Below are 23,376 nucleotides of genomic sequence, written 5' to 3' on the forward strand. Positions count from 1 at the left end.
GAATTGAAAGAAGAAGCAGACGTTAAAGATCTGGAAGCTGCTTTTCTGGTGTTTGGAGGCGTTCAAAATGAGAATTAAAGCATTGGTTATAAGAATTCTACGCCAGTTCAAGCGGGATAAACGTACGATGGCTCTGCTTATATTTGCACCTATTCTGGTCTTGTCATTATTGTATTTAGTCTTTGGAGACGAAGGATACACGCCTCGTATAGGGCTGGTGGATTTTCCTGCAGAAGTGATTGAAAGAATAGACGTGTCAGATGCAAATATAATACCCTATGAAGAGGAAGAGGCGGCGTATGATGAACTGGAGACAGTGGAGTTAGATGCGTACGTTATTTTGGATGGAAATCAGCCTAATGTCACGGTGGAAGGCAGTGATCCGGTCGTCAATTCGGCTGTACTGAACTGGATGCAGGAGGCATTTGCGCCATTATCTGGTGAAAGCGACAGTCAGCTTGAAATAACGTTTATTCACGGGCATGAAGAGATGCGGCATTTTGATTACTTTGGCCCGGTACTTCTAGGGTTCTTTATATTCTTCTTCGTGTTTCTGATCTCAGGGGTATCTTTCTTGAGAGAGAGAACGAGAGGAACGCTGGAACGGTTACTGTCGAGTCCTTTGAGGAAATGGGAAATCGTGTTGGGTTACGTTATAGGATTTGGTCTGTTTACCGTCATTCAATCGACGATCATTTCAGCGTATTCCATTTTTGTCCTGGGCATGATGATGGAAGGAAACTTCTTCTATGTACTGCTAATCACCCTGTGTCTGTCCTTTTCGGCCCTCACTCTCGGGATACTGCTGTCCTCATTTGCCCACAACGAGCTGCAGATGATTCAGTTTATTCCGATCGTCATTGTTCCGCAAATATTCTTCTCAGGTCTCTTCAATCTGGATACGATTTCTGACTGGGTCAGCTGGATTGGTCCATTAACGCCTTTATACTACGCGACAGATGCTTTACGGAATGTCATGGTCAGAGGATACGGTCTTGAACACATCTACATCCAATTAATAGTCCTGCTGGGATTTTCAGTAGTCTTTGTCGGGCTGAACATTTTTATCTTACGCCAGCACAGAAAAGTGTGATGTATCCGTTGAGGTCAAAATCAAGTCACTCCTTTTAAATGTCTGTATAAAAATTATTTAAAACTAAGAATTTCAAAAATGTATAAAAAAAAAAGACATCTTCCCTTGCAGGATAGATGTCTTTTTAAATGAAAAAATAGCTTCCTACCATTGTATTTAAAGCCGATTTGGTATAAAGTGAAGGGAGGGATTTTGTGAAACAAAAAACTGTTTCACGACTGAACATAGAAAGGATTTTCAACAATGACTCCAGAAGAATTTCAGTCTGAATTAATTGAAAGAGATATTCCGGTAACAGAAGAAAAAATGCGTCAGTTTGAGCGTTACTTGGAACTATTACAAGAATGGAACGAAAAAATCAATCTAACCGCTATAACTAAAAAAGAAGAAGTTTATTTAAAACATTTTTATGATTCATTAACGGCAGGACTATATGTAGATTTTAGCAAAGGGGTCCACAGTCTATGCGACGTAGGCTCAGGTGCTGGGTTTCCTAGTATCCCCCTTAAAATCATCTACCCGAATCTGCAGATCACCATTGTCGATTCATTGAAGAAACGAATCGGCTTTCTGGAAACTGTCGTCAACGAGCTGGGGCTGGAAGATGTTTATTTGTACCACGACCGGGCAGAAACATTCGGTCAGAATAAACAGTTCAGAGCCTCTTTTGATTTTGTGACGGCCCGCGCAGTAGCGCGTATGAGTGTCCTGTCAGAATTGTGTCTGCCGCTTGCTAAAAAAGGCGGAACCTTTATTGCCATGAAGGCCGCTCATGCACCGGAAGAACTGGATGAAGGACGCAAAGCGATCGGTCTGCTGGGCGGGAAAGTGAGAGATGATATCTCCTTTGAACTGCCTGAAGAGGCCGGGGAACGTCATATCATCCTGATCGACAAGACAAAGGAAACACCTAATAAATACCCGAGAAAACCCGGCACTCCGAACAAGAGTCCGCTGGTTTAATGACAACAGAAAGTATGGAGGAGTAGTATGGCACAGATTATAGCTGTCGCAAACCAAAAAGGCGGAGTGGGCAAGACAACGACAACTGTCAACCTAGGCGCCTCACTTGCCTATGCCGGCAAGAAAGTGCTTCTGATCGACATGGACGCACAGGGCAACGCAACCAGTGGCCTGGGTGTCCGTAAAGGTGAAGTCAACAAAGACATTTACGATGTTCTGATCAACGAAGAACCGCTTGAGGATGTCATTCTGTCATCAAGTCGCGAGAATTTGAGCATGGTCCCGGCAACGATTCAGCTGGCCGGGGCAGAAGTGGAACTGACGAGTCTGATGGCGAGAGAAACCCGTCTGAAGCGTGCAGTAGAAACGGTTGAAGATCAGTATGACTATATTCTGATCGACTGCCCGCCTTCTCTGGGGCACCTGACGATCAATGCCTTTACAGCAAGTGATTCTGTTCTGATCCCTGTTCAGTGTGAGTATTACGCTCTGGAGGGATTGAGTCAGCTTCTCAACACGGTCCGTCTGGTCCAGAAGCACTTCAATAAAGATTTGAAAGTAGAAGGCGTATTGCTGACGATGCTGGATGCCCGAACCAATCTGGGCCTTGAAGTCGTCAATGAAGTGAAGAAGTATTTTCGTGAAAAAGTCTATCAGACTATTATTCCAAGAAATATCCGATTATCCGAGGCACCAAGTTACGGCCTGTCCATTATCGATTACGACCTGAAGTCAAAAGGGGCAGAAGTCTACCAGGAACTAGCAAAGGAAGTGTTGGGTAATGGCTAATAAGAAAAAAGGCTTAGGCCGCGGCATCGATGCCTTGTTTGATGTGCCTGATTTTGAAGAGGAAGTCAGAAACAATGACGAACGTGTGGAAATGATCGAGTTGACTGAGATCCGTCCGAACCCTTATCAGCCGAGACGTCATTTTGACGAGGACGCACTGAATGAACTGGCAGCATCAATCAAAGTGTCGGGTGTCCTTCAGCCGATCATCCTTCGCAAGTCATCTGTGAAAGGCTATGAGATCATTGCCGGAGAGCGGCGCTTTAGAGCATCGAAGCTGGCTGGAAAAGATAGTGTCCCTGCAATCGTCAGAGAGCTGAATGAAGAAGTCATGATGCAGGTCGCGATTCTGGAAAACCTGCAGCGTGAAGATCTGACCTCTCTTGAAGAAGCAGAAGCGTACAACATGATGATGGATAAACTGTCCATGACTCAGGAAATGGTCGCTGAACGACTAGGTAAAAGCAGATCGTATATCGCTAACCATCTGCGTCTACTGTCCCTTCCGGAAGAAGTGAAGAAGCTTGTTCAGGAAGGTAAACTGTCCAATGGTCAGGCAAGAACACTACTGGGGCTTAAAGATAAGTCCAAGATCAAGAAGCTGGCACGCCGTGCGGTGAAAGAAAAACTGACAGTGAGGCAGCTGGAGCACCTTGTGGCAGAAGCTAATCAGAATCCGAAAAAGGACGGCAATAAAGACAATGCGCCCGTCAAGTCTGTTTACATCAGAAAGTCTGAAGAATTACTGACGGACAAGTTCGGCACAAGTGTCATCATTCGCGAAAAAGGCGAAAAAGGGAAGATCGAAATCGAATATGTATCCCCAGATGACTTGAACCGCATTCTTGAAGAACTGAATATCGACTTAAATTAGACTATTGAACCGACCGGCTGGATTTACTAGGACAGGAGGAAATCAAGTGGATAAAACATACGAGCTGCACGACAAAGTAGAAATGAAAAAGGCCCACCCGTGCGGGGTCAATAGATGGGAAATTATTCGTCTGGGAGCGGATATCCGTATTAGATGTACCGGCTGCGGCCATTTGGTTCTCATGCCCCGCCGTGAATTCGACCGCAAGATGAAAAAAGTACTGAAAGACTAGATTTTAACTCGAAAGACCATTATAGAAAGAGAAAGGTGAACATATACATGCCTTTAACAGCAGGAATTGTAGGATTACCCAACGTAGGAAAGTCTACGTTATTTAACGCAATCACTAAAGCAGGCGCAGAAGCTGCGAACTACCCTTTTGCAACGATCGACCCGAACGTCGGAATCGTTGAAGTACCGGACGAGCGTCTTGACCGTCTGGCTGAACTTGTTAACCCGGCGAAAGTCGTCCCGACAACATTCGAATTCACTGACATTGCCGGTATCGTCAAAGGAGCCAGTAAAGGGGAAGGTCTGGGGAATAAATTCCTGGCCAATATCCGTGAAGTGGACGCGATCTGTCATGTTGTCCGCTGTTTTGAAGATGACAACATCACTCACGTATCCGGATGCGTCAATCCGGCAGAAGATATCGAAACAATCAATCTGGAACTGGCATTGGCCGACCTGGAAGCCGTCGACAAACGAATCGAACGTGTCAGAAAACAAGCTAAATCCAAAGATGCAGACGCTGTCGCACTTCTGGCAGTTCTTGAAAAAATCAAACCCGTTCTTGAAGAAGGAAAGCCAGTCCGCGTACTGGACTTTACTAAAGAAGAACTGCCGATCCTTCGCTCGCTGTTCTTGCTGACAAGCAAGCCGGTCCTGTATGTAGCTAACGTAGCTGAAGAAGAAATTGCAGATCCGGAAAGCAACCAGTACCTGCAGACTGTCCGCGAGATTGCTCAGGAAGAAGGCGCGGAAGTTGTTGCCATTTCAGCGGCGATCGAAGAAGAGATAGCTGAACTGGATGATGAAGAAAAAGCTATGTTCCTTGACGATCTGGGTGTAACTGAGCCTGGACTGAACAAGCTGATTCGTTCATCTTATGACCTGCTTGGACTGGCTACATTCTTTACTGCTGGACCAAAAGAAGTTAGAGCATGGACATTCAAAAAAGGAATGAAGGCACCTCAGACTGCCGGCGTTATTCATACCGATTTCGAAAGAGGGTTCATTCGTGCTGAAACGATAGCCTTTGAAGATTACAATGAACTAGGTAGTGAAAAAGCTGCTCGTGAAGCAGGAAAACTGAGAGCAGAGGGAAAAGACTACGTGGTCCAGGACGGAGACGTTATCTTGTTCCGCTTTAACGTGTAGGAAAGAGAGGAAACAGAACACATGCCGAAGAAAAAAAATACGGTTGAACAGGAACCGGAAGTGACTCTTGAAGATAAAAAGAGAGAAAACGACGCCTTATTCGATCAGTTAACAAATAAAAACAGAGAATACATGATGACGCTGAACCGCAAGCTGGACGATGCGGGTTTTCCTGAAGACAACAAGACTTTAGTGTTTAATGACATGCTGAAAAATATTGTCTCCCAACAGGCAAATCACCTGACAGCTCGCAAACTCTACGGTACGGCTACAGACCAGGCGAGATACTTGACTGAAAGCGACCATGCAGATATGACTGGTCCGATTGAACGTTCCGAATCATGGAAAATCTACCTTGACGGGGCCCTTCTATTAGGTGGGATGTTTGCCGTCATTACTGGGATTTCATATCTTGTAGGGAATCAGGAAGCGGGACTCGGACTAATTACAATGATTCTAAACTTCCTTCTTGGTGGACTGGCTGTTATGGTCATCACTAAGTATGCCCCTCAACCAGGTGTTAAAGGTGGATTCATCAAGTACATCGTGGCGACGACGATCACCATGCTTACCTGGATCATCCTGATGGCGTTCGGAACGGCCATGCTGCCTCAGGCGTTGAATCCGATGATACCGGGGTCTATTACACTCGTTATAGGGGTAGTAGCCTTCGCAGCAAAATGGTACCTGAAGAAAAAACTGAATATTCAAGGTACACTTATTTAAGCTGCATCCTTGCTGGGATGCTTAAGTTGTGTATTGAACCGCCGGACTTCTCTGTATTTTGGAGAAGCTGGCGGTTTTTTGTGGTAAAATAATATAAATTTTCTGATTAGGCATTCGCCATATAACTTTTAATTATGATACAATGATAAAGCAACGATTAAATTATTCTAATATAATTCTTCGGAGGGATTTTTATGACTGAGAATACGACAACACAGCTGATTCAGGAAGTAGTGGATCACGTTATTGCAGAAGACAAGAAAGCACTGAGCCAATGGGGAGACAAACGTGATCATTGGGTGCAAATGGGGGGAGACTTGCTAAAAGGCATTGACAAAGTGATTTCCAGTGACCTGAGAATCGTCAAGGATGATGGATCGATCGGTACATACCCGGCATTTCGTGTCCAGCACAACAATGCCTGCGGATACTACAAAGGAGGCATTCGTTTCAGTACGGGTGTACACCAGTCAGAAGTAGAAACACTGGCTATGCTGATGACACTGAAGAATGCTCTGCATGATCTTCCTTATGGTGGAGGAAAAGGTGGCGTGCATATCAATGTACGCGAACACTCCAAGCGTGAGCTGAAAGAAGTCAGTAAAGCATTTGTACGCATGCTGCAGAATCAGATCGGCCCGTACAAAGATATTCCGGCTCCCGATGTGGGAACTGGGGAAGAGACGATGGACTGGATGACGGAGGAGTACAAGGTGCTGCATCCGAACCAGCCGTTCATCAACACTTTCACCGGAAAAAGCATTGCCAATGGCGGGACTAAAGGCCGCGCTGAATCGACAGGAATAGGGACTTTCCTGAGCTACTACTATTTAGTCGAAGCAGTTTTGAGTGGAAGTCTGTCGGTCAATGAAGACCATACTGAACGTAAGGAAACGGTCAAAGCCATTGGGGAAAAAGATAATGTGATCGTCGCTGTCCAAGGCTTCGGAAACTTGAGTCGGGCTGCAGCCATTGAGGCAGCCAACTGTGAGATGAAACACACGGTTATAGCAGTGTCTGACAGCCGTGCGACTATTTACAATGAAACTGGGCTGGATGTAGAGAAACTGGCTCCATTTAAAGAAACGAATGATCGTCTGCCGAATGCAGAAGAACTCAAGGAGCTAGGAGTAGAAGGAGAAGTCAGGGACCCTGACGCGGTATTGACGCTTGACTGTGATGTTCTGATTCTAGGTGCAATTGAAGACCAGATTACGTCTGAGAACCAGGCCGACATAAAAGCCGCTATCCTAGTAGAAGGCGCAAATGGCCCGATTACTAAAGAAGCAGATGAGTACCTGGAATCTAAAGGAAAAGTCATCATTCCTGACGTTCTGGCCAATGCCGGAGGAGTAACCGTATCCTATCTGGAGTGGGTTCAAGGCTTCACAAATGATGCAAAATCTAAAGAAACGATTCTTAAAGACATGAGCGACCGTATGAAGAATGTGAGTTACCGTGTCTATAATGCCTACTTCTCATCAGAAAGTGATGTCACTATGCGCTTCCTGTGCTATAAACTGGCCTTTTTAAGAGTGATCGATTTGATGAAACGTTCCGGAAAAATCAGTTAAACTGGAGAGGTGACAGATGAAAAAGCTGCTGCTTACTGGTGCGGCCGGTCGAATCGGTTCCCGCCTGATTGAAGATTTAGTAGACCAGTACGACCTGACAGCTGCCGACAAGGACTGTACCACCATTGCTGAATGGAAAGATAGAGGGTGTCGTCTAGTGACATTTGATGTGACAGACCTGTCCGATTGTCGCCAACTTTGCGGAGGAATGGACACGGTGATTCATCTTGCCGGAAATCCGTCGCCATTCGCCAAGTATGATGAACTGAAAGGGGTCAATATCGACGGCACCTATAATATGATGCAGGCCGCGAGCGAACAGGGAGTCAGTCGGCTGATCTTTGCCAGCAGTATTCATGCCGTAAAAGGCTATGCTGCTGATGAGCAGGTCAAAACGACTAGCCCGGTCCGGCCGCCGGATCTGTACGGGGCAAGTAAAGCATTCGGTGAAGCGATCGGCCATTACTATGGGTATGAAACTGACATGGAAGTCGTTGCGATCCGTATTGGCGGTTACCGGTCACTGGAAGTCATGAAGGAAAACGGCGAGGAGCCGGACATGCGTGAACGCAGCACATACGTCAGCAAACGCGATCTGAATCAGCTGATACAAAAGTGTGCAGAAGCGACTTTAGATAAGCCCTTCATAATTGTGCATGGCTTGTCTGACAATACCTTTAAATTTATGGACTTGACCGATACGAAAGAGAAAACAAGGTATGCGCCAGTGGATAATGGCTTTGATTTTCAATAGGATCAAAGTCCTGCGTTAATTAAGGCCTATGCTCCTGTTCCAGCTTCAACAACTGGGTTTTCATGTCTAAGCCACCTCTGAATTTTCTTGGAGCTGAAGACTTCGGCACAACACGATGACAAGGATAAACAATAAGTAGCGGGTTCTTACCAATTGCTGTCCCGACAGATCGGGCAGCTTTGGGTGAGAGCCCATTTTTTTCAGCCAGCTGACCATAAGTGATCGTCTCTCCGTATGGAATAGTAGCCAGACTTCGCCATATTTTCTTCTGATAATCCGTTCCATTTTGAACAACCGGTACATCGATGGACCGTGACTGGCCTGACAAATAAGACTGGAAGGCTTCGGCGTATGGCCGTAGTTCAGCTTCATTTTTTTCAATAGAATGGTCTGGGTAATGAACAGCCAGCCAGCTCAGACATTCTTCCTCTGAAGCAGGCATGGAGCCGACAAAACACAAGGCTTCATCAGTTGAAGCGATATAGAACTGCCAATCCTCGAATGAGAATAAGCTATAAAATGTTTTGGACATTGGAATCTTAATCCTTTCTGTTTCTTGATTTCAGGGGTATCGATATAAGAAAAGCCATCAGGCGATTTGAATAATTATTCAACCAATGGAAGATTAATCAGACTAACCGTTTGATGACTTTGTGTGCTTTATTTACTTATTTAGACTTCCTGCGTTTCTTTCAGGGCGTCCTTTATTTTTTTCATGACCAGTTCCTGATGACCTGGCAGCTCGAGATTGATTTCATCGATATCAATTACTAGAGTAGGGCTCTTGTCATATGAGGCAAACCAGTCGTCGTATCGGCTATGAAGCTTCTTGTAGTAATCGAGCAGTTCTGGATTCCCTTCGACCTGTTCAAACGGACGCCCACGCTTCTGGATGCGCTCCAGATGTGTATCCAGTGATCCCCTAAGATAAATTAGCAGATCCGGACCTTTTTTCGGCATGCCGTCAATTTCTTCCATCATGTTATCAAGTAAATCAGTGTATAAAGACATTTCCGCTTCACTCATATTCCCTTGTTCGAAGTTGATGCGAGTAAATAAGGCATCTTCATAGATCGAACGGTCCAGTACATTATGGCGATGCACCAGAGCCTGCTTGATGCTTCTGAAACGTGTATTCAGAAAGAAAATCTGCAAAGAAAATGCCCATCTTTTCGGGTTGTCATAAAACTTCTCCAGAATCGCATTATCTTTTACCTGCTCATAAAACGCCGTACTATCTAATTCTTCTGAGATTAGAGTGGTATATGTACTTTTTCCAGCTCCAATCATCCCTGCTAAAACAATCACAGACATTGTGGCTCCTTCCAACACATCCTTTATTTTCATCTTTTCTATCATACCACAGAAGTACGGCCCCGACATCCACTCTGGAAATTAGAAATAAAATACCTGAAAAATTGTGATAAAGGTGTGAAAGATTTGATATACACCATTCAGTATGGTCAAATCGGTATCATTCATGCATAAGAGGTTGACTAGAAAATAAAAAGTGTGTAAGCTGTTAAAGTGATAACCCCTAGGGGTATATAAAAATGTCAAAGGAGCTTATTTGTGTCTACATTAACAGCAAACCCCATGTTCAGTCCATTAGTGACTCTGCTTTTAGGGATAGGTCTATGGTTCGGATTAACAGACAACAGTCGTGATGAAAAGAAAAAAATCTTGTCAATATTTATTGATATCATATTCTACTTTGTCATTCTGCTGTTCGGAATCAATATTATGATTCATTTCAGGGAAATATTAGAAGTACCGTATAGGGTATTGCTATTTTCTTCAAGTGTCGTTTGGCTGGCCACTTTAGGATTAGGCGCATATGAAGGGATCAAGTATGGGACCTCTTTATGGGATCAGCCGGAGAAAACTAAAAGTGCTGCACTTTTACTCAGTAGTATTGGTTTGGTCAATCACTTATATGTCTACTTCATGTATTCATCGACTTACACTTTAAGGTTTGTAGGTCTGTTTGCTTTGACGCTCCTTCTGCTCTCATTCAAAACCATTAAACAAAAAAAACGGGCGTTAGTCTATTTCATATTGTTCGGCCTGATACATGTCATTCTTATTGGAGGCCGTACAATTATCTACTTTAATTTTGCATTCTCACCCGTTCATTTATTGACCGTGTTTCTAGTCACTACAGGACTAATTATGTACCAAAGGAGGAAAAGCCTATCGCAACAGAAATAACTGCTCTGATGGCACTGGCCGCAGGAGCCTTGTCGTTCCTCTCACCATGTACACTCCCACTGCTTCCGCTCTATTTATCTTACATTACAGGCAAGAGTGTAAAAGAAGTCAAAGAGAATAAGTCCAAGGCATTCAAGAAAAGCGTAATCGTCCACTCATTGTTTTTTTTAGTCGGTGTATCGACGGTCTATGTCAGTTTAGGCTTGAGTATCACTTATCTTGGAGAAGTGTTTACAAAATTGATGACCGGTTCAACAAGTGTCTTTTTACAGAGAATTGCTGGACTTCTAGTCATTGTTATGGGGCTGGCGACAGCTGAATGGCTTCATATCCCGGCCCTGCTTAAAGATACACGAAAAATGAAGGGAAACAGATCAACTAGCTATGTCTCCAGTTTTCTGATCGGACTTGGATTTGCGGCTGGATGGACGCCTTGTATCGGACCGATTTTTTCTTCGATCCTTCTTATCGGAATCTCAACTGGCTCTCCACCGGCGATCTATCTGACCCTATACATTGTAGGTTTCATATTGCCGTTTCTACTCGTTTCTATTTTTATTGGAAAGATGGATCGGATAATGAAACACAGTCGTCAGCTGATGAAAATAGGTGGCATACTTATGATTGGAATGGGTATCCTGCTCTTCACTGGTGCTCTTGAATCCCTCTCAGAAATGCTGGCACAATGGCTTCAAGGGACACCGTTTGAACTTTTAGGATAATACGAACACAAGCGAGGAGAGTAAACATGTTAAAAAAAGTAATATGGGCAGTATTGGGATTAGTTCTGATGTTTGTCGTCTATGATTTTGTCTCAGGACTGAATCAGGAACAGCAGGTAAGAGAACAGGCAGGCATTCAGGTTCAATACAGTCTGGAAGAACTGGATAGTGATTCGATTGATGTGACATCGACTTCTGGAGAAAAGTATGGTCTCAGGTCCGGCAACACGGCCTATGATTTTCAGTTAGAGGATATGGACGGCAATACCGTACAGTTGTCAGATTTTAGAGGACAGAAAGTTTTTCTGAATTTCTGGGCCAGCTGGTGTCCGCCGTGCCGTGTAGAAATGCCCCACCTTCAGAATTTCCATGAGGAAAACGATGATGTAGTAGTGCTTGGTGTCAATGTCGTCTCTTCTGAAAGTAACCCGGCCAACGCGTCAGCATTTATTGATGAGCTGGAACTGACGTTTCCAAACTTATATGGTGTGGAAGACGTCGTTAATCTGTATATGGTCGAATCACTTCCGACTTCCTACTTTATCGGCACAGACGGGACTGTCTATGAAAGAGTCGTGGGACCTGTAACTGAAGACATCCTTCAAGCGAGGTTCGATTTGATCGATTAGCAGCTATTTATCGCGTAAGGTAAGGGTGGCCTGAATATTTCAGATATAAGTATGTCCAATATGTTAAATGTTGAACAAATGTGTTGTCATTCCTTTTCAAAGTAGGGGTTTTGCTATAAAATAAAGCAGAAGAAGCTTGAGGAGGAGTATAGGTGAGACAGTTAAAACAGCTTTTCTGGATTTTTTTATTTTCATTTATAGGAGAATTTTTGTCGTTAGTTAGCCCAGTGGCTATTCCTGGAAGCGTGATTGGAATGGTCCTGTTATTTATTGCGCTTCATTTCAAATGGATCAAGTTGAAACAAGTTGAAGAAGTCGGCAACTGGGTGACTGACAATATGGCGATTTTTTTCGTGCCTGCAGGAGTTGGACTGATGACGAATTTCGGTATACTAGGGGACATCTGGTGGCAGCTCCTGGTAACAATTTTTATCACGACAACGCTGATGATTGCATTTGTAGCACTAGTCGTTCAGTGGCTTAAGCGGAGAAAAGATGAGAAAACTGAACAGCAAGCCGGATTCAATAAGGAGCTGATTTGATATGATGGATATTTTATCGACCAACCCGTTTTTTGGATTATTTCTGACCTTTTTCTTTTTCCTTCTAGGGACGATATTTCATAGAAGATGGCCTGGAAACCCATTATTTAATCCGCTGATTTTTTCCATCACCTGCATCATTATTCTCTTGCTTGTGACTGGAATTCCTTATGAGCAATACAATGAAGGCGGTCAATTCATTAATTTGTGGATCACACCGGCTACCGTCGCATTGGCTATTAAGCTAGAAAAGAACTTTATCTATTTGAAGACCTACTACACAGCAATTTTATCCGGAATCGCTCTTGGTGTATTGTTTCACACGGCTATCTTGGTTATTGTCAGTATCCTGTTTCAGTTCAATCAAGAACTGGTGGCGACCCTGTTTCCGAAATCAATCACAACGCCGATTGCATTGGGTGTGTCTGAATCACTTGGCGGCATCGTTTCGTTAACAGTAGCCATCGTCGTATTCACAGGAGTGCTCGGAACGGTTGTCGGCCCTCCGATCTTCGCCTTATTGAAGATAAACGACCCGGTTGCTCAAGGAGTAGCTCTGGGATCAGGCTCGCATGCGATGGGTACGGCTAAAGCTATCGAATTAGGCGATGTGCAGGCCGCTATGTCTGGACTGTCCATCGTCTTGACTGGTATCGTCGTGGTTATTTTGGCCCCATTCGTTATGGGATTTGTGGGCGTTTTGTTTTAGTCTTTGAAGAGTACAAAGGCAGCATGGATAATCAGAAGTCACGCAATACTAGTACTAGCTCGAGAAGATTGAAATAAATGAGTGGGATGAAAGATTCCGTGAGCGTCCAACTCAGGTGTTGAGGGACAGTCGAGTGGTCAGAAAGATTCCGTGAGCGCCCAACTCAGTTGTCGAAGGACAGTCGAGTGGTCGGAAAGACTCCGTGAGCGTCCAACTCAGGTGTTTAAGGACAGTCGAGTGGTCGGAAAGATTCCGTGAGCGCCCAACTCAGGTGTTGAAGGATAGTCGAGTGGTCAGAAAGATTCCGTGAGCGTCCAACTCAGGTGTTGAAGAACAGTCGAGTGGTCAGAAAGATTCCGTGAGCGTCCAACTCAGGTGTTGAAGAACAGTCGAGTGGTCAGAAAGATTCCGTGAGCGCCCAACTCAGTTGTTGAAGGACAGTCGAGTGGTCAGAAAGACTCCGTGAGCGTCCAACTCAGGTGTCGAGGGACAGTCGAGTGGGCCGAAAGATCCTGTGAGCGTCCAACTCAGGTGTTGAGGGACAGCCGAGTGGGCAGAAAGACTCCGAGAGCGCCCAACTCAGTTGTCGAAGGACAGTCGAGTGGTCGGAAAGACTCTGTGAGCGCCCAACTTAGGTGTCGAAGGACAGCCGAGTGGTCAGAAAGATTCCGTGAGCGTCCAACTCAGGTGTTGAAGGACAGCCGAGTGGTCGGAAAGACTCCGTGAGCGTCCAACTCAGTTGGTGGTCAAGAGATATTCAAGACAAATCAACTTTCCGTTTGATCCGCTAACTGAGTGATATCTTACTACGCGGCGGAGCAAAAGGGTTAGTCAGTAACCGGTCATTCGGCGGCTTCCGACGACTGTCGGAAGCTTCATCATTGAAAAAGAGCAGTTGAGCGCTAGATTTAATTATCCGCTCAACTGCTTTTGATTTATTCCGACTCTTTCAAGTGGTCACTTTTTCTCGTCTTCACGACCATTCGTTCCTGAGCAGTTGTGATCCGTTCAAGTGATCTAGATATGCTCCTGATAAGAATCAATTAGTAAATTACAGCAAAATTAAAACCGCTCATCCAGAAACAGGGTCTCGGATGAGATGCGCTTGGACTGGTTCTTGTCGTAATTTGACACGAACAGACAGCCGTACAAGGTGTTCAGCACATAATCAATCGCTGTCTGTGACGAGAAAGTCGAGAGCTTGACTGACTGGCTTTCGCTTTCAGCCACTGGAAGAATCAAGTCCCCGAGTGATGCGATATGTGAAGACGGACTACCCGTTATCACAATAATCGTCGCTCCGTTCTGCTTGAGCAGTTGGGTGATGTAATAGTTATTCTTACTTTCTCCACTATAGGAAATCACGATGGCGCAGTCACCTTGCTTGAAATTTGTTGCGAGGTGGCGGTTTTCTCCAGGCAAAGCGGCCATGTGAACAGAACGGTTGATTTTCATCAGCTTATTCTGGAAATTCAAGGCAGGCAGATAGGTATCGCCGTAAGCAAATACCCCGATTTTATCAGCTTGAAGCAGAAGTTCCACAGCCTGTTCAAGTTTATCAGGTGAGAGTAGCTGACTCGTCTGATTAAGAGAGTCAGTGAACAGCTCGAGGATTTTCTTCTGAATCTCTCCGTATGAATCGTCATCGGTAAAAGGAAAATCAGGGTCCACATTCGATATGGCATTGTATTCCTTCTGCAGCTCAGCAGACCACTTGATTTTGAAATCCTTGAAGCCTCTCAGACCGATTTTCCGGCAGAGTCTGACCACAGTTGAAGGTGAGGTATAAGTCAGTTCCGAAAGAGCCTGGATCGATAAATTCAAAACATCCTCCTTGTTGGTAATTATGTACCGAGCGACTGCTTTTTCCGATGCATTGAACTGTTCGTCGTGTTTCAGATCTGTTAATAATGACATGCGATCCACCTCCTAAAACTAAGTGTACATAAAAGACAGCAATCTAACCAGTTTTTGGGTAATTTATTTCAGTAAACAACCAATTCTAACAGACTTTTCTGAAAAAACTGCCCATTTAACTAAGTCAATTTACAGAAGGAAGCCAACGTGATTAAATAGTAAGTGAGATGACAACACATTAGGAGGAAGCATATGTTAACTATTGCCTACATCGGAAACGGGAAGAGTGCGAACCGCTATCATATCCCTTTTTCAAGTCTGGTCGACACGATTAAGATAAAGAAAATTCTCTCGAGAGGGGATAGGCCTGACTGGGACGCTGTCGAAGGGGTGACTTACGTTAAGGAGAGTGAAGAGATCTGGAATGATCCGGATATCGACCTAGTGGTTCTGTCGACTCCGCCGCATACCCATTACCCTCTGGCTAAAGAGGGGCTGGAAAACGGGAAGAACGTACTGGTCGAGAAACCTTTTACCGAAACATCTGACCAGGCTAAGGAGCTGTTTGCTCTGGCAGAAGAGAATGGCTTGTTTATCCAATGCTATCAGAACCGCCGTTTCGACTCGGATTTTCTGACTGTCCAGAAAGTAATCGAAAGCGGAAAAATTGGAGATGTTCTGGAAGTGGAGATGCATTTCGATTATTTCCGTCCTGAAGTGCCTGAGCAGACTGACCACTTCGATCCCATGGAAAGTTTCCTGTATACCCATGCCTGCCATACCGTCGATCAGGTTCTGTCTTACTTTGGAAATCCTCAGGATATTCAATATGATGTCCGTCAGCTTCTGGGAGAAGGACGAATGAACGATTATTTCGACCTGGATTTCTTTTATGACGACAACCTTAAAGTATCCGTCAAGTCGAGCTACTTCCGTCTGAAAGAACGCCCAAGTTTCGTGGTCTATGGCACAAAAGGAACATTCATCAAGGAATCAAAAGACCGTCAGGAAGAACATCTGAAGCTGTTTTATATGCCGACAAACGAGGATTTTGGCCTGGATCTGCCGGAACATTACGGCACGCTATATTATATGTCTGGAGATGGCCAGTATCATGAGGAAAAAGTCGTCTCGGAAAAAGGGAGCTACAGCTATTTCTACGAAGCGCTCTACGAAACACTTGTAAATGGAAAAGAGAAGCTGGTTAAGGATCATGAAACCATTCGTCAGATTGAGATTCTTGAAGAAGGCATCAGACAGATGAAAAAGTAGTCTGAAAGGAAGTTTTCTCAGTTCTTATGATTCTGATACAGAAAGTACGAACCAGCGAAGATAAAATAAGAAATAAATAGTGGGTAGTGGAGAAGAAGGATAGAGATAATAAGTGATACTAAGTACTATACAAATGAGAAGCAATAATACAACCAGCTGTTTTTTGTATAGAAGACAAATCCTCCAATGAATATTTCCCGGTCACTCTTCCCCCCAGACTTCATTACGTTGGGCTGTTGGAAGAGTGAGCGGGCCATTATACACAGCGACTATGAAGTCGGAATTTGTCTGATAACTTTTATCTGTCATCCAATGTGTCAGCTTGTTCATCAGCCGAAGTTCTTTTCCTTCTCTGAGCCGTCCTAAATAACATACAGCTGTAAATAAACCTTCCCCGAATCAGCTCTCAAAGGAGCTCGTATTGAGAGGGGTCAGCTTGTATAAAAATTTATTCCCGGTATGAAAAAAGTATTAACAGAATCTGAGCGATGTGCTATACTAATGAATGTTCCGGCTAGGTGGTGGAATGGTAGACACGCCAGACTCAGAATCTGGTGAGCGTAACGCTCGTGAGGGTTCAACTCCCTTCCTGGCCATAATTTGATACGACTGGATTTTCAGAAAGACTGACGGGTACCCTCAAGGATAGAAGGTGCGCGCTTTTTTTTTGTTTCAATTTTATTGGAAATCCATTGTCAGCAGACATATTTAGAACGGACTGCCGGACTGTCCTATTTAGTCTGTGCCAGTTTTCTGATAAAATACAAGTCAAAGATAAGACGTGAAACGTACGGAAAGAAGGAGAGGTAAGACATGAGAATTTTACATACTGCGGACTGGCACATAGGAAAAATCGTCAATGAGTTTTCGATGCTTGAAGATCAGGCAGAGGTCCTGCACCGACTGGTCGATGAGGTCAAGGAACTGGATGTCGATGTCCTGATTATGGCAGGAGACTTATATGACCGGGCGATTCCTCCTAAAGAGGCAGTTATTCTGGCTACGGAAATTTTTACCCGCCTGATTCGCGAAGCGGGGATACCGGTCCTGGCTATTGCGGGGAATCATGACAGCAATGAACGGCTGGAATACGGTGCGGAACTGCTTTCGACCAGTGAGCTCTTTATCGAAGGCACACTCAAAACAGACATCCGTAAAGTCACAGTCAAGGGGGCCAATTTCTACCTCCTGCCGTTTGCGGATCATGTCGCCGTTCGAAAACTGCTGGGTAATGATGAGATCAAGGATCTTCAGGATGCGACACGCGTTCAGATCGAATCGATTAAAGAGAAGATGAACCCGGATGAGCTGAATATTCTAATTGCCCACGGATATGTAGTGAACGGGGGAAAAGAGTCGGTGGAAGATTCCGATTCCGAACGTCCGTTAAGCATTGGGACAGCAGAATATGTTGATGTCAATTTGTTCGATGCCTTCGACTACGTTGCACTTGGCCATTTGCATAAAGCTCAGAAGGTCAAATCAGACCGGGTACGGTACAGTGGCTCACCTGTGAAGTATTCTAAATCAGAAGCCAGACATAAGAAACAGCACCTGCTGGTCGATCTGGATAAAGACATGATCGATGTGCAGACCATTCCTACTAATCCTAAACGGGACCTGCGTGTGATCAGAGGCTTCTTTGACGAGTTGATGCAGGATGAGTCAGAAGATTACATTTTCTTCGAGCTGGAAGATAAAGGCTATGTCATGGATGCGATGCATCAGCTGAGACGACGCTACCCTTATGCGATGGGGCTTGAATATTTATCCAAAAAAGACAGGCAGTCCAAAGAAACGACACGTACCCATCAGCTGGCCGACAAGAAGGATGTCCTGGAACTCTTCAGTGATTTTTACGAGAATTTCAAGGACGAACCGCTGGATGACGAGCGAAAACAAGTAGTCAATGGCGTCTGGGAAGACGTTCAGAGAGGTGGAGAGTAGATGCGTCCATTAAAACTCAAAATGAGCGCCTTTGGACCCTACAAAGGCGAAGTCGAGATTGATTTTACGGCGTTCAATCAGTCTGCTCTCTTTCTGGTCAGCGGACCGACGGGGGCAGGGAAAACGACGATTTTCGATGCGATTGCCTATGCCCTGTTTGACAAGCCGTCAAAAGATGGCCGTGAAAAAGATACATATAAATCCGATCATGCGAAAGACACGGACCTCTGTTACGTAGAGCTGGAGTTTGAGCTGGGGCAGAAGCAGTATTCCGTCAGACGGGAGCCAAATCAGACCGGACCAGGAACGCGGACAAAAACCAAGCAAATCCCAGCCAGCGTGGCGTTTCACAATGGAGATCAGGTCACCACTAAAATCAATGAAGCCAACAAAGAAATCGAGGCGCTTCTGGGGCTGACTCATGACCAGTTCAGACAAATCGTCATGCTGCCGCAGGGAGATTTCCGGCGTATGCTTGACTCGAACAGTGCGGACAAGGAAAAGATTTTCCGTAATATTTTCCAGACGGATCAGTTTGAAGCCTTTCAGGAGAAACTCAAAGAACAGGCTAAAGAGCTGAAACAAGAACGGGACGGCTATGCTCAGGCAGTCAGTCTGGCTTTTCAGTCGATCGAAACCAAAGAAAATCAGACTCTTGAAAAAGCCATTGACCAGTTCGACATTCCAGCTGTTCTGGAAGAGACAGCTAAACTCATTGATACAGATTCGAAACACCTCACTGAACTTAAAGAGACAATCGGAAGCCTTCAGGAAGAGAAGACAGCTACTGAGCGACTGATTGAATACCTTGAGAAGAAGACAGCTCTTGATAAAGAAAAAATCGAGCTGGATGCGACTGAAAAAGTAGTGGCGGATTACAAGGAACAGCTGGCTAAAAACGATGAAGCACGAAAACTTGTCGAGGCTAAAAAGACAGAACAGGATCTGGCCCAGGAGTTAAAAGACGAACAGATAAAACGGAACGACTTGTCTGAAAAGCAGAAGAGTTTGACTGATTCTCTTGCTGAAGCGGAAAAACAGAAGGCCCTGATTCAAGACGAACTGGGTAAGCTGGATCGTGTCAGAGAAGCGATTCAGACACTGAAAAAAGAGCTGGAACGCATGACCGAAGTGGAGAAGACAGAAGAAGCAATCAGTCAGGCAGAAAAACAGCTGAAAGAAAACCGCTTAAGACAGGCCTCTATTAAAGAAAAGATGGAAGCAGTCAAGCAGGCTGTCCAGTCGCAGCAAGATGAGCTGAAGGAGCTTCAACACATCAAAAACAGCTTTTCAGATAGCTATGATCGAATCGGTAAGCTGAAAGATAAAAAATCAGAAGCCATGCAGAGACTTGAAAAACTGAAGGAACTGTGCGATTTGAGAAAAGAAGGCGCTGAAGTTAAGCAGGTCTTTTCAAAAGCTAATAAGGACCTCAAGCAGGCAACAGAAAGTCTGGATGAAGCAAAGGCAGCGTATTACAGCAATATCGCCGTAGTTCTGGCAGGAGATCTTGAACAAAACGAACCTTGTCCGGTCTGTGGTGGAACGGATCACCCTAAAAAAGCTCACGCAGCAGTTGATTCAGTATCCAAAGACGACGTCGACCGTCTGGAGAAAGTTAAAGCTGAAGCCGAAGCCCACTATAATCGGATCGGTGTTCATCTGCAGCAGCTCTCTGAAGCCGTCGGTAAGCGGTGCAAGGAACTGGGCATTGAACATACGGACGCGGATGAAGCGTTTGGACAGACGAAGAAAAGCTGTCGTGAACTGACAGACGAACTGAATAAGCTGGAACAAGACCTGAAGCAGAAACAAAAGCGGGTGGAAGCAGAAGGCAAGCTGACTGAAAAACTGGAGGCTCTTCAAAAAGAAGAACGTGATCTGTCAGAAGTACGCGTTCAGCTGACGTCAGACGAACAGCATATGACTAGGCGGATTGGTGAGCTGAGTGAGTTATGCAGCGAACTGAAAGCATCTGTGTCCTATGACTCCGAGAAACAAGTCAAAGAGGCTATAGCAGAAAAAGAAGCGCTGATCAGAAAAACTGAGCAGGCGGCTTCAGATAATCAGTCCCTTGTCCAGGACTTAAGCAGTAAACAGTCGGCTAATAAGCAGGCAATCAAACTGACCGAGGAAAGCATCAATAAGCTGACTGACAAACATTCAGAAGCAAGGGCCCACTTTGAACATAGACTTCAAGAAAGTAAGCTGGACGATAGCTTCGAGTCCCTCGTTCTGGAACACGAGACAGCTGACAAGATGCAGCGAGCGATCAATGATTATGAGAAAGCTAGACACAGCCTGACTGTTCAAATGAAAGAAGTCCAGGCGCATCTAGATAAGGAAGACAAGCTTCTGCCGGTTGAGGCATACCGTGATCAGTGCAAGTCAATTATTGAAAGGTTGCCGGAGCTGGAAGAAAGCCGAGATGACCTGGTCAAAACAGTAAATCAGAATCAGCGGGCGGTCGAAACGATTACCATTCATCAGGGCAAGAGCGATGAACTGGAAAAAGACTACCGGATCTATAGTGAGCTGGCCATGATGGCAGGCGGTACAAGTAATGAAACGGACCGGATCTCATTCGAACGGTATGTCCTCGGGATTTACTTCGACGAAATTCTGATCGCTGCCAACGAACGCTTTAGCGAAATGACCAATAACCGCTATGAGCTGCAGAGAAAGATGGATGCGGCCAAAGGAAATAAACCCAAAGGGCTGGATATGGACGTGTTCGACTACGAAACAGGCAAAGTGAGAGGGGTCAACACGCTTTCCGGTGGGGAATCGTTTAAAGCCTCTCTTGCACTGGCTCTGGGACTCAGCGACGTGATCCAAAGTCAGAGCGGCGGGGTCAGTGTCGACACCCTCTTTATTGATGAAGGATTCGGGACGCTGGATTCCGATTCTCTGGACAAAGCCATCGAAACATTGCTCGATTTGCAGGAACGCGGCAGACTAGTGGGAATCATTTCTCACGTGGATGAACTGAAAACCCGAATCCCTTCTCATATTATTGTCGAACGGACGACTGCCGGAAGCCAGGTCAGTGTCCAGACAGTATAGTAAAAGTTTAGATCTATCATATTAAACCAACTAAAAGGAGACTTACTCATGACAACATTAGACAAACACATTTTAAACTCTAAAAAGGCACCAGCAGCAATCGGACCATACTCACAGGCGGTCGTATTCGGAAATACCGTGTACGTTTCGGGTCAGCTGCCGATCGATGCGGAAGCAGGAAAAATCACAGCTGAAACAGCCAAGGAACAGACAAGACAATCATTGAAAAACATTGAGTATATCCTGGCAGAAGAAAACCTGACGCTTTCTGATGTCCTGAAAGTCACTGTTCTTCTAAGCGATATTTCCAACTTCCAGGACATGAACGAGGTATACGCAGAATTTTTCAAAGAGCCTTTCCCAGCACGCGTTGCTTATGAAGTAGCAGCCCTTCCAGCTGGCGCATTAGTTGAAATCGACGTTATTGCAGGAAAAAGTTGATTTGTGATTACTAGAGATATTAAGTATATTAGTCTGAAAAAGACGAACAGTAGAGGATGAAACCGATGAGTGAGCAATACAATGAAAAAATTGATTCAATCATTAAAGAGTTGAGACCGGAACTTCAGGAGCTGAGCGAGTATATCTATGCTAATCCTGAACTGGGTCACGAAGAGTTTCTGTCATCAAAGGCCCATGTGGAACTGCTTGAAGAACATGGGTTTGATGTTGAATACCCTTATCTGGGAATCGGTACAGCCTTCAGAGCGATTTATAAAGGAGAAAAAGAAGGACCAACCCTTGCCTACTTGTCTGAATATGATGCCCTTCCTGGTATCGGACATGGTTGTGGGCATAATCTGCTCGGGGCGACCGATACTGGGGCGGGACTAGTCTTGTCCAAACTGGTTGATGAGGTAGGTGGGACAGTGGTTGTCCTGGGGACCCCGGCAGAGGAAACGAACGGAGATAAAGTGACCATGGCAGATGCGGGAACCTTTGACGATGTAGATGTTGCATTCTGTACTCACCCATCTGACAGTTATCAGGCCAGTGGCACGTCCATGGCCATGGAAGCCATTGAGTTCAGATTCTATGGACAGACCGCTCATGCAGCTGCCTCACCTTTCGAGGGAAAAAATGCCCTTGATGCCTGCATCAACTTCTTCAATAATGTCAGTTCACTCCGCCAGCAGATTCACCCGAGCGCACGCGTTCATGGTGTCATCAAAGAAGGCGGAGAGGCAGCGAACGTGATTCCGGACTACACGAGAGCCGAGTTTTACGTTAGAGCAATGGATATGCCTTACTTGAATGAACTGCGTGAAAAAGTCATTCGCTGTGCAGAAGCCGGGGCACTAGCTGCGGACTGCCGAATGGAATGGGGTCACTATGAAGCAGCCTACAAAAATATGATCACAAATGAGACGCTGTCTTCCTTGTACAATGAAAAGATGGCAGACCTAGGCATTCAAATGATTACTGAAGAACGGGATTCTATGGGGTCAATGGATATGGGGAATGTCAGTCAGGTTGTTCCTGCGATCAATCCATATTTTGAAATCACTAATGGCAAATCCGTTTCAGCACACACGACCGAATTTCGAGACTGCACGCTGACTGAAGAAGCGTATCAGGGAATGGAAAAGACCATTGCGGGACTGACACATACCGCTCTGGCACTCATTACAGACTCTGACATGCTGCAGCGCGTGAAGGATGAATTTGAAGCAAACGTAGACTAAATTGCAGGACCGACCAATGCTTAAGACTGCCCCTACATCCCATGTTCAGAAATCAAAACTGAATATGGGATGATGATAAAAGTCGAGACATTGGTCGGTCTTTTTTTGTTTGTGTAGGAAAGTATAAATTTAAGTTATTGTCTAGCTTAACGTGCCAGCCTCTCGAGAAAAAGATAAATTCACCCATTGCTCATCATGCTCATTCGGGGCGAATTTCCTATTTTCTTTTCGAGGCTGAACTGCACGTGAAGCTTTTCTGATTTTAAATCTGCCTTGTTATCGATCAATGACGCATGCAAAAAACCTCCCACTCTGGTTTTCAGACAGAATGAGAGGCGCTTAGACACATGTAAATAAAAGACTTGATAAAGCGACGTACAGAAGTCCAGAATTTGTGCCGAATCATAATGCGATCTCATTCCAGTCTAAAAGGCATGACGAATAAGCGTGGATGATCCAACTTATTCTGCTGCTTTTCGACGTGTGAACTACCCACCACTTAAATCCTCCGGATTTTGAAGTGGGGGCTTCCTACGAACTCCATTCTTGTCTGCACAGGTTTCATGCAGACAGAGGAATCGGA

At 45.0% G+C, this 23,376-nt stretch carries 22 protein-coding genes and 1 tRNA gene; 20 read left to right on the forward strand and 3 right to left on the reverse strand.

Going from position 1 to position 23,376, the window contains the following annotated elements; translation table 11 throughout:
- Positions 1–67: 67 nt before the first annotated feature.
- The 9 genes from ABFX15_RS00245 (at position 68) to ABFX15_RS00285 (ending at position 8,153) form a co-directional block, all read left to right on the forward strand.
- On the forward strand, positions 68–1,093 hold the full coding sequence (locus ABFX15_RS00245) for an ABC transporter permease (protein ID WP_346023561.1): 1,026 nt from the start codon (positions 68–70) through the stop codon (positions 1,091–1,093).
- Between the two features lie 243 nt (positions 1,094–1,336).
- Positions 1,337–2,056, forward strand: a complete 720-nt coding sequence (gene rsmG, locus ABFX15_RS00250) for a 16S rRNA (guanine(527)-N(7))-methyltransferase RsmG (protein WP_346023562.1) — start codon at positions 1,337–1,339, stop codon at positions 2,054–2,056.
- Between the two features lie 27 nt (positions 2,057–2,083).
- Positions 2,084–2,845 (forward strand): ParA family protein, encoded by a 762-nt coding sequence (locus tag ABFX15_RS00255; protein WP_346023563.1) that lies wholly within the window; start codon positions 2,084–2,086, stop codon positions 2,843–2,845.
- Positions 2,838–3,719 carry a ParB/RepB/Spo0J family partition protein gene (locus tag ABFX15_RS00260; protein WP_346023564.1) on the forward strand — a complete coding sequence of 294 codons (882 nt, stop codon included), beginning with the start codon at positions 2,838–2,840 and terminating at the stop codon, positions 3,717–3,719. Before ABFX15_RS00255 ends, ABFX15_RS00260 begins: the two co-directional genes overlap by 8 nt.
- Positions 3,720–3,765: 46 nt before the next feature.
- The gene (locus tag ABFX15_RS00265) at positions 3,766–3,951 is read left to right on the forward strand and encodes a DUF951 domain-containing protein (RefSeq protein WP_091267780.1); all 186 of its coding nucleotides are present in this window, start codon (positions 3,766–3,768) and stop codon (positions 3,949–3,951) included.
- Between the two features lie 47 nt (positions 3,952–3,998).
- The gene (gene ychF, locus ABFX15_RS00270) at positions 3,999–5,099 is read left to right on the forward strand and encodes a redox-regulated ATPase YchF (protein WP_346023566.1); all 1,101 of its coding nucleotides are present in this window, start codon (positions 3,999–4,001) and stop codon (positions 5,097–5,099) included.
- A 21-nt stretch (positions 5,100–5,120) separates the two neighbouring features.
- Complete coding sequence (locus ABFX15_RS00275; protein WP_346023567.1) at positions 5,121–5,825, forward strand: DUF1129 domain-containing protein; 705 nt, start codon at positions 5,121–5,123, stop codon at positions 5,823–5,825.
- A gap of 194 nt (positions 5,826–6,019) precedes the next feature.
- A complete protein-coding gene (locus ABFX15_RS00280; protein ID WP_346023568.1) occupies positions 6,020–7,399 on the forward strand; it encodes a Glu/Leu/Phe/Val family dehydrogenase in 1,380 nt (459 codons plus the stop codon).
- Between the two features lie 16 nt (positions 7,400–7,415).
- Positions 7,416–8,153 (forward strand): NAD-dependent epimerase/dehydratase family protein, encoded by a 738-nt coding sequence (locus ABFX15_RS00285; protein WP_346023569.1) that lies wholly within the window; start codon positions 7,416–7,418, stop codon positions 8,151–8,153.
- Between the two features lie 19 nt (positions 8,154–8,172).
- Here ABFX15_RS00285 and ABFX15_RS00290 read toward each other — a convergent pair whose 3' ends face one another.
- Both ABFX15_RS00290 and ABFX15_RS00295 read right to left on the reverse strand, forming a co-directional pair.
- Positions 8,173–8,685, reverse strand: a complete 513-nt coding sequence (locus ABFX15_RS00290) for a methylated-DNA--[protein]-cysteine S-methyltransferase (protein ID WP_346023570.1) — start codon at positions 8,683–8,685, stop codon at positions 8,173–8,175.
- A 140-nt stretch (positions 8,686–8,825) separates the two neighbouring features.
- Complete coding sequence (locus ABFX15_RS00295; protein WP_346023585.1) at positions 8,826–9,467, reverse strand: deoxynucleoside kinase; 642 nt, start codon at positions 9,465–9,467, stop codon at positions 8,826–8,828.
- A gap of 258 nt (positions 9,468–9,725) precedes the next feature.
- On the opposite strand from ABFX15_RS00295, the gene ABFX15_RS00300 reads away from it, so the two are divergent.
- The 5 genes from ABFX15_RS00300 (at position 9,726) to ABFX15_RS00320 (ending at position 12,966) form a co-directional block, all read left to right on the forward strand.
- Positions 9,726–10,364, forward strand: a complete 639-nt coding sequence (locus tag ABFX15_RS00300) for a hypothetical protein (RefSeq protein WP_346023571.1) — start codon at positions 9,726–9,728, stop codon at positions 10,362–10,364.
- 8 nt (positions 10,365–10,372) lie between these two features.
- On the forward strand, positions 10,373–11,086 hold the full coding sequence (locus tag ABFX15_RS00305; RefSeq protein WP_346023572.1) for a cytochrome c biogenesis CcdA family protein: 714 nt from the start codon (positions 10,373–10,375) through the stop codon (positions 11,084–11,086).
- A gap of 26 nt (positions 11,087–11,112) precedes the next feature.
- Positions 11,113–11,715 carry a TlpA family protein disulfide reductase gene (locus ABFX15_RS00310; RefSeq protein WP_346023573.1) on the forward strand — a complete coding sequence of 201 codons (603 nt, stop codon included), beginning with the start codon at positions 11,113–11,115 and terminating at the stop codon, positions 11,713–11,715.
- Between the two features lie 152 nt (positions 11,716–11,867).
- Entirely contained in the window at positions 11,868–12,257 is a 390-nt protein-coding gene (locus ABFX15_RS00315; protein ID WP_346023574.1) for a CidA/LrgA family protein, read from the forward strand.
- 1 nt (position 12,258) lies between these two features.
- On the forward strand, positions 12,259–12,966 hold the full coding sequence (locus tag ABFX15_RS00320) for an LrgB family protein (protein WP_346023575.1): 708 nt from the start codon (positions 12,259–12,261) through the stop codon (positions 12,964–12,966).
- Positions 12,967–14,028: 1,062 nt separating this feature from the next.
- On the opposite strand, the gene ABFX15_RS00325 is transcribed toward ABFX15_RS00320, so the two are convergent.
- A complete protein-coding gene (locus ABFX15_RS00325) occupies positions 14,029–14,883 on the reverse strand; it encodes a MurR/RpiR family transcriptional regulator (protein WP_346023576.1) in 855 nt (284 codons plus the stop codon).
- 192 nt (positions 14,884–15,075) lie between these two features.
- On the opposite strand from ABFX15_RS00325, the gene ABFX15_RS00330 reads away from it, so the two are divergent.
- The 6 genes from ABFX15_RS00330 to ABFX15_RS00355 all read left to right on the forward strand — a co-directional run bounded on the left by ABFX15_RS00330 (position 15,076) and on the right by ABFX15_RS00355 (position 22,793).
- A complete protein-coding gene (locus ABFX15_RS00330; protein ID WP_346023577.1) occupies positions 15,076–16,095 on the forward strand; it encodes a Gfo/Idh/MocA family oxidoreductase in 1,020 nt (339 codons plus the stop codon).
- 512 nt (positions 16,096–16,607) lie between these two features.
- Positions 16,608–16,691, forward strand: a tRNA-Leu gene (locus tag ABFX15_RS00335).
- A 217-nt stretch (positions 16,692–16,908) separates the two neighbouring features.
- Positions 16,909–18,042 carry an exonuclease SbcCD subunit D gene (locus ABFX15_RS00340; RefSeq protein WP_346023578.1) on the forward strand — a complete coding sequence of 378 codons (1,134 nt, stop codon included), beginning with the start codon at positions 16,909–16,911 and terminating at the stop codon, positions 18,040–18,042.
- Positions 18,043–21,108: an AAA family ATPase gene (locus tag ABFX15_RS00345; RefSeq protein WP_346023579.1), complete on the forward strand. Its 3,066-nt coding sequence runs from the start codon at positions 18,043–18,045 to the stop codon at positions 21,106–21,108. It abuts the gene before it with no gap.
- Positions 21,109–21,156: 48 nt separating this feature from the next.
- On the forward strand, positions 21,157–21,549 hold the full coding sequence (locus tag ABFX15_RS00350; RefSeq protein ID WP_346023580.1) for a Rid family detoxifying hydrolase: 393 nt from the start codon (positions 21,157–21,159) through the stop codon (positions 21,547–21,549).
- A gap of 65 nt (positions 21,550–21,614) precedes the next feature.
- A complete protein-coding gene (locus tag ABFX15_RS00355; RefSeq protein ID WP_346023582.1) occupies positions 21,615–22,793 on the forward strand; it encodes a M20 family metallopeptidase in 1,179 nt (392 codons plus the stop codon).
- The last annotated feature ends 583 nt before the right edge of the window (positions 22,794–23,376 follow it).

It is taken from the genome of Alkalibacterium indicireducens, from assembly GCF_039522005.1.
Lineage (GTDB): Bacteria > Bacillota > Bacilli > Lactobacillales > Carnobacteriaceae_A > Alkalibacterium > Alkalibacterium indicireducens.

What these genes read in the sequence shown, in the direction of transcription:
- ychF (WP_346023566.1), top strand. Translation starts at nt 3,999, where the DNA reads ATGCCTTTAACAGCAGGAATTGTAGGATTACCCAACGTAGGAAAGTCT.
- ABFX15_RS00295 (WP_346023585.1), bottom strand. Translation starts at nt 9,467, where the DNA reads ATGTCTGTGATTGTTTTAGCAGGGATGATTGGAGCTGGAAAAAGTACA.
- ABFX15_RS00275 (WP_346023567.1), top strand. Translation starts at nt 5,121, where the DNA reads ATGCCGAAGAAAAAAAATACGGTTGAACAGGAACCGGAAGTGACTCTT.
- ABFX15_RS00325 (WP_346023576.1), bottom strand. Translation starts at nt 14,883, where the DNA reads ATGTCATTATTAACAGATCTGAAACACGACGAACAGTTCAATGCATCG.
- ABFX15_RS00320 (WP_346023575.1), top strand. Translation starts at nt 12,259, where the DNA reads ATGATGGATATTTTATCGACCAACCCGTTTTTTGGATTATTTCTGACC.
- ABFX15_RS00330 (WP_346023577.1), top strand. Translation starts at nt 15,076, where the DNA reads ATGTTAACTATTGCCTACATCGGAAACGGGAAGAGTGCGAACCGCTAT.
- ABFX15_RS00345 (WP_346023579.1), top strand. Translation starts at nt 18,043, where the DNA reads ATGCGTCCATTAAAACTCAAAATGAGCGCCTTTGGACCCTACAAAGGC.
- ABFX15_RS00355 (WP_346023582.1), top strand. Translation starts at nt 21,615, where the DNA reads ATGAGTGAGCAATACAATGAAAAAATTGATTCAATCATTAAAGAGTTG.
- ABFX15_RS00305 (WP_346023572.1), top strand. Translation starts at nt 10,373, where the DNA reads ATGGCACTGGCCGCAGGAGCCTTGTCGTTCCTCTCACCATGTACACTC.
- ABFX15_RS00290 (WP_346023570.1), bottom strand. Translation starts at nt 8,685, where the DNA reads ATGTCCAAAACATTTTATAGCTTATTCTCATTCGAGGATTGGCAGTTC.
- rsmG (WP_346023562.1), top strand. Translation starts at nt 1,337, where the DNA reads ATGACTCCAGAAGAATTTCAGTCTGAATTAATTGAAAGAGATATTCCG.
- ABFX15_RS00340 (WP_346023578.1), top strand. Translation starts at nt 16,909, where the DNA reads ATGAGAATTTTACATACTGCGGACTGGCACATAGGAAAAATCGTCAAT.
- ABFX15_RS00280 (WP_346023568.1), top strand. Translation starts at nt 6,020, where the DNA reads ATGACTGAGAATACGACAACACAGCTGATTCAGGAAGTAGTGGATCAC.
- ABFX15_RS00310 (WP_346023573.1), top strand. Translation starts at nt 11,113, where the DNA reads ATGTTAAAAAAAGTAATATGGGCAGTATTGGGATTAGTTCTGATGTTT.
- ABFX15_RS00260 (WP_346023564.1), top strand. Translation starts at nt 2,838, where the DNA reads ATGGCTAATAAGAAAAAAGGCTTAGGCCGCGGCATCGATGCCTTGTTT.
- ABFX15_RS00245 (WP_346023561.1), top strand. Translation starts at nt 68, where the DNA reads ATGAGAATTAAAGCATTGGTTATAAGAATTCTACGCCAGTTCAAGCGG.
- ABFX15_RS00255 (WP_346023563.1), top strand. Translation starts at nt 2,084, where the DNA reads ATGGCACAGATTATAGCTGTCGCAAACCAAAAAGGCGGAGTGGGCAAG.
- ABFX15_RS00285 (WP_346023569.1), top strand. Translation starts at nt 7,416, where the DNA reads ATGAAAAAGCTGCTGCTTACTGGTGCGGCCGGTCGAATCGGTTCCCGC.
- ABFX15_RS00350 (WP_346023580.1), top strand. Translation starts at nt 21,157, where the DNA reads ATGACAACATTAGACAAACACATTTTAAACTCTAAAAAGGCACCAGCA.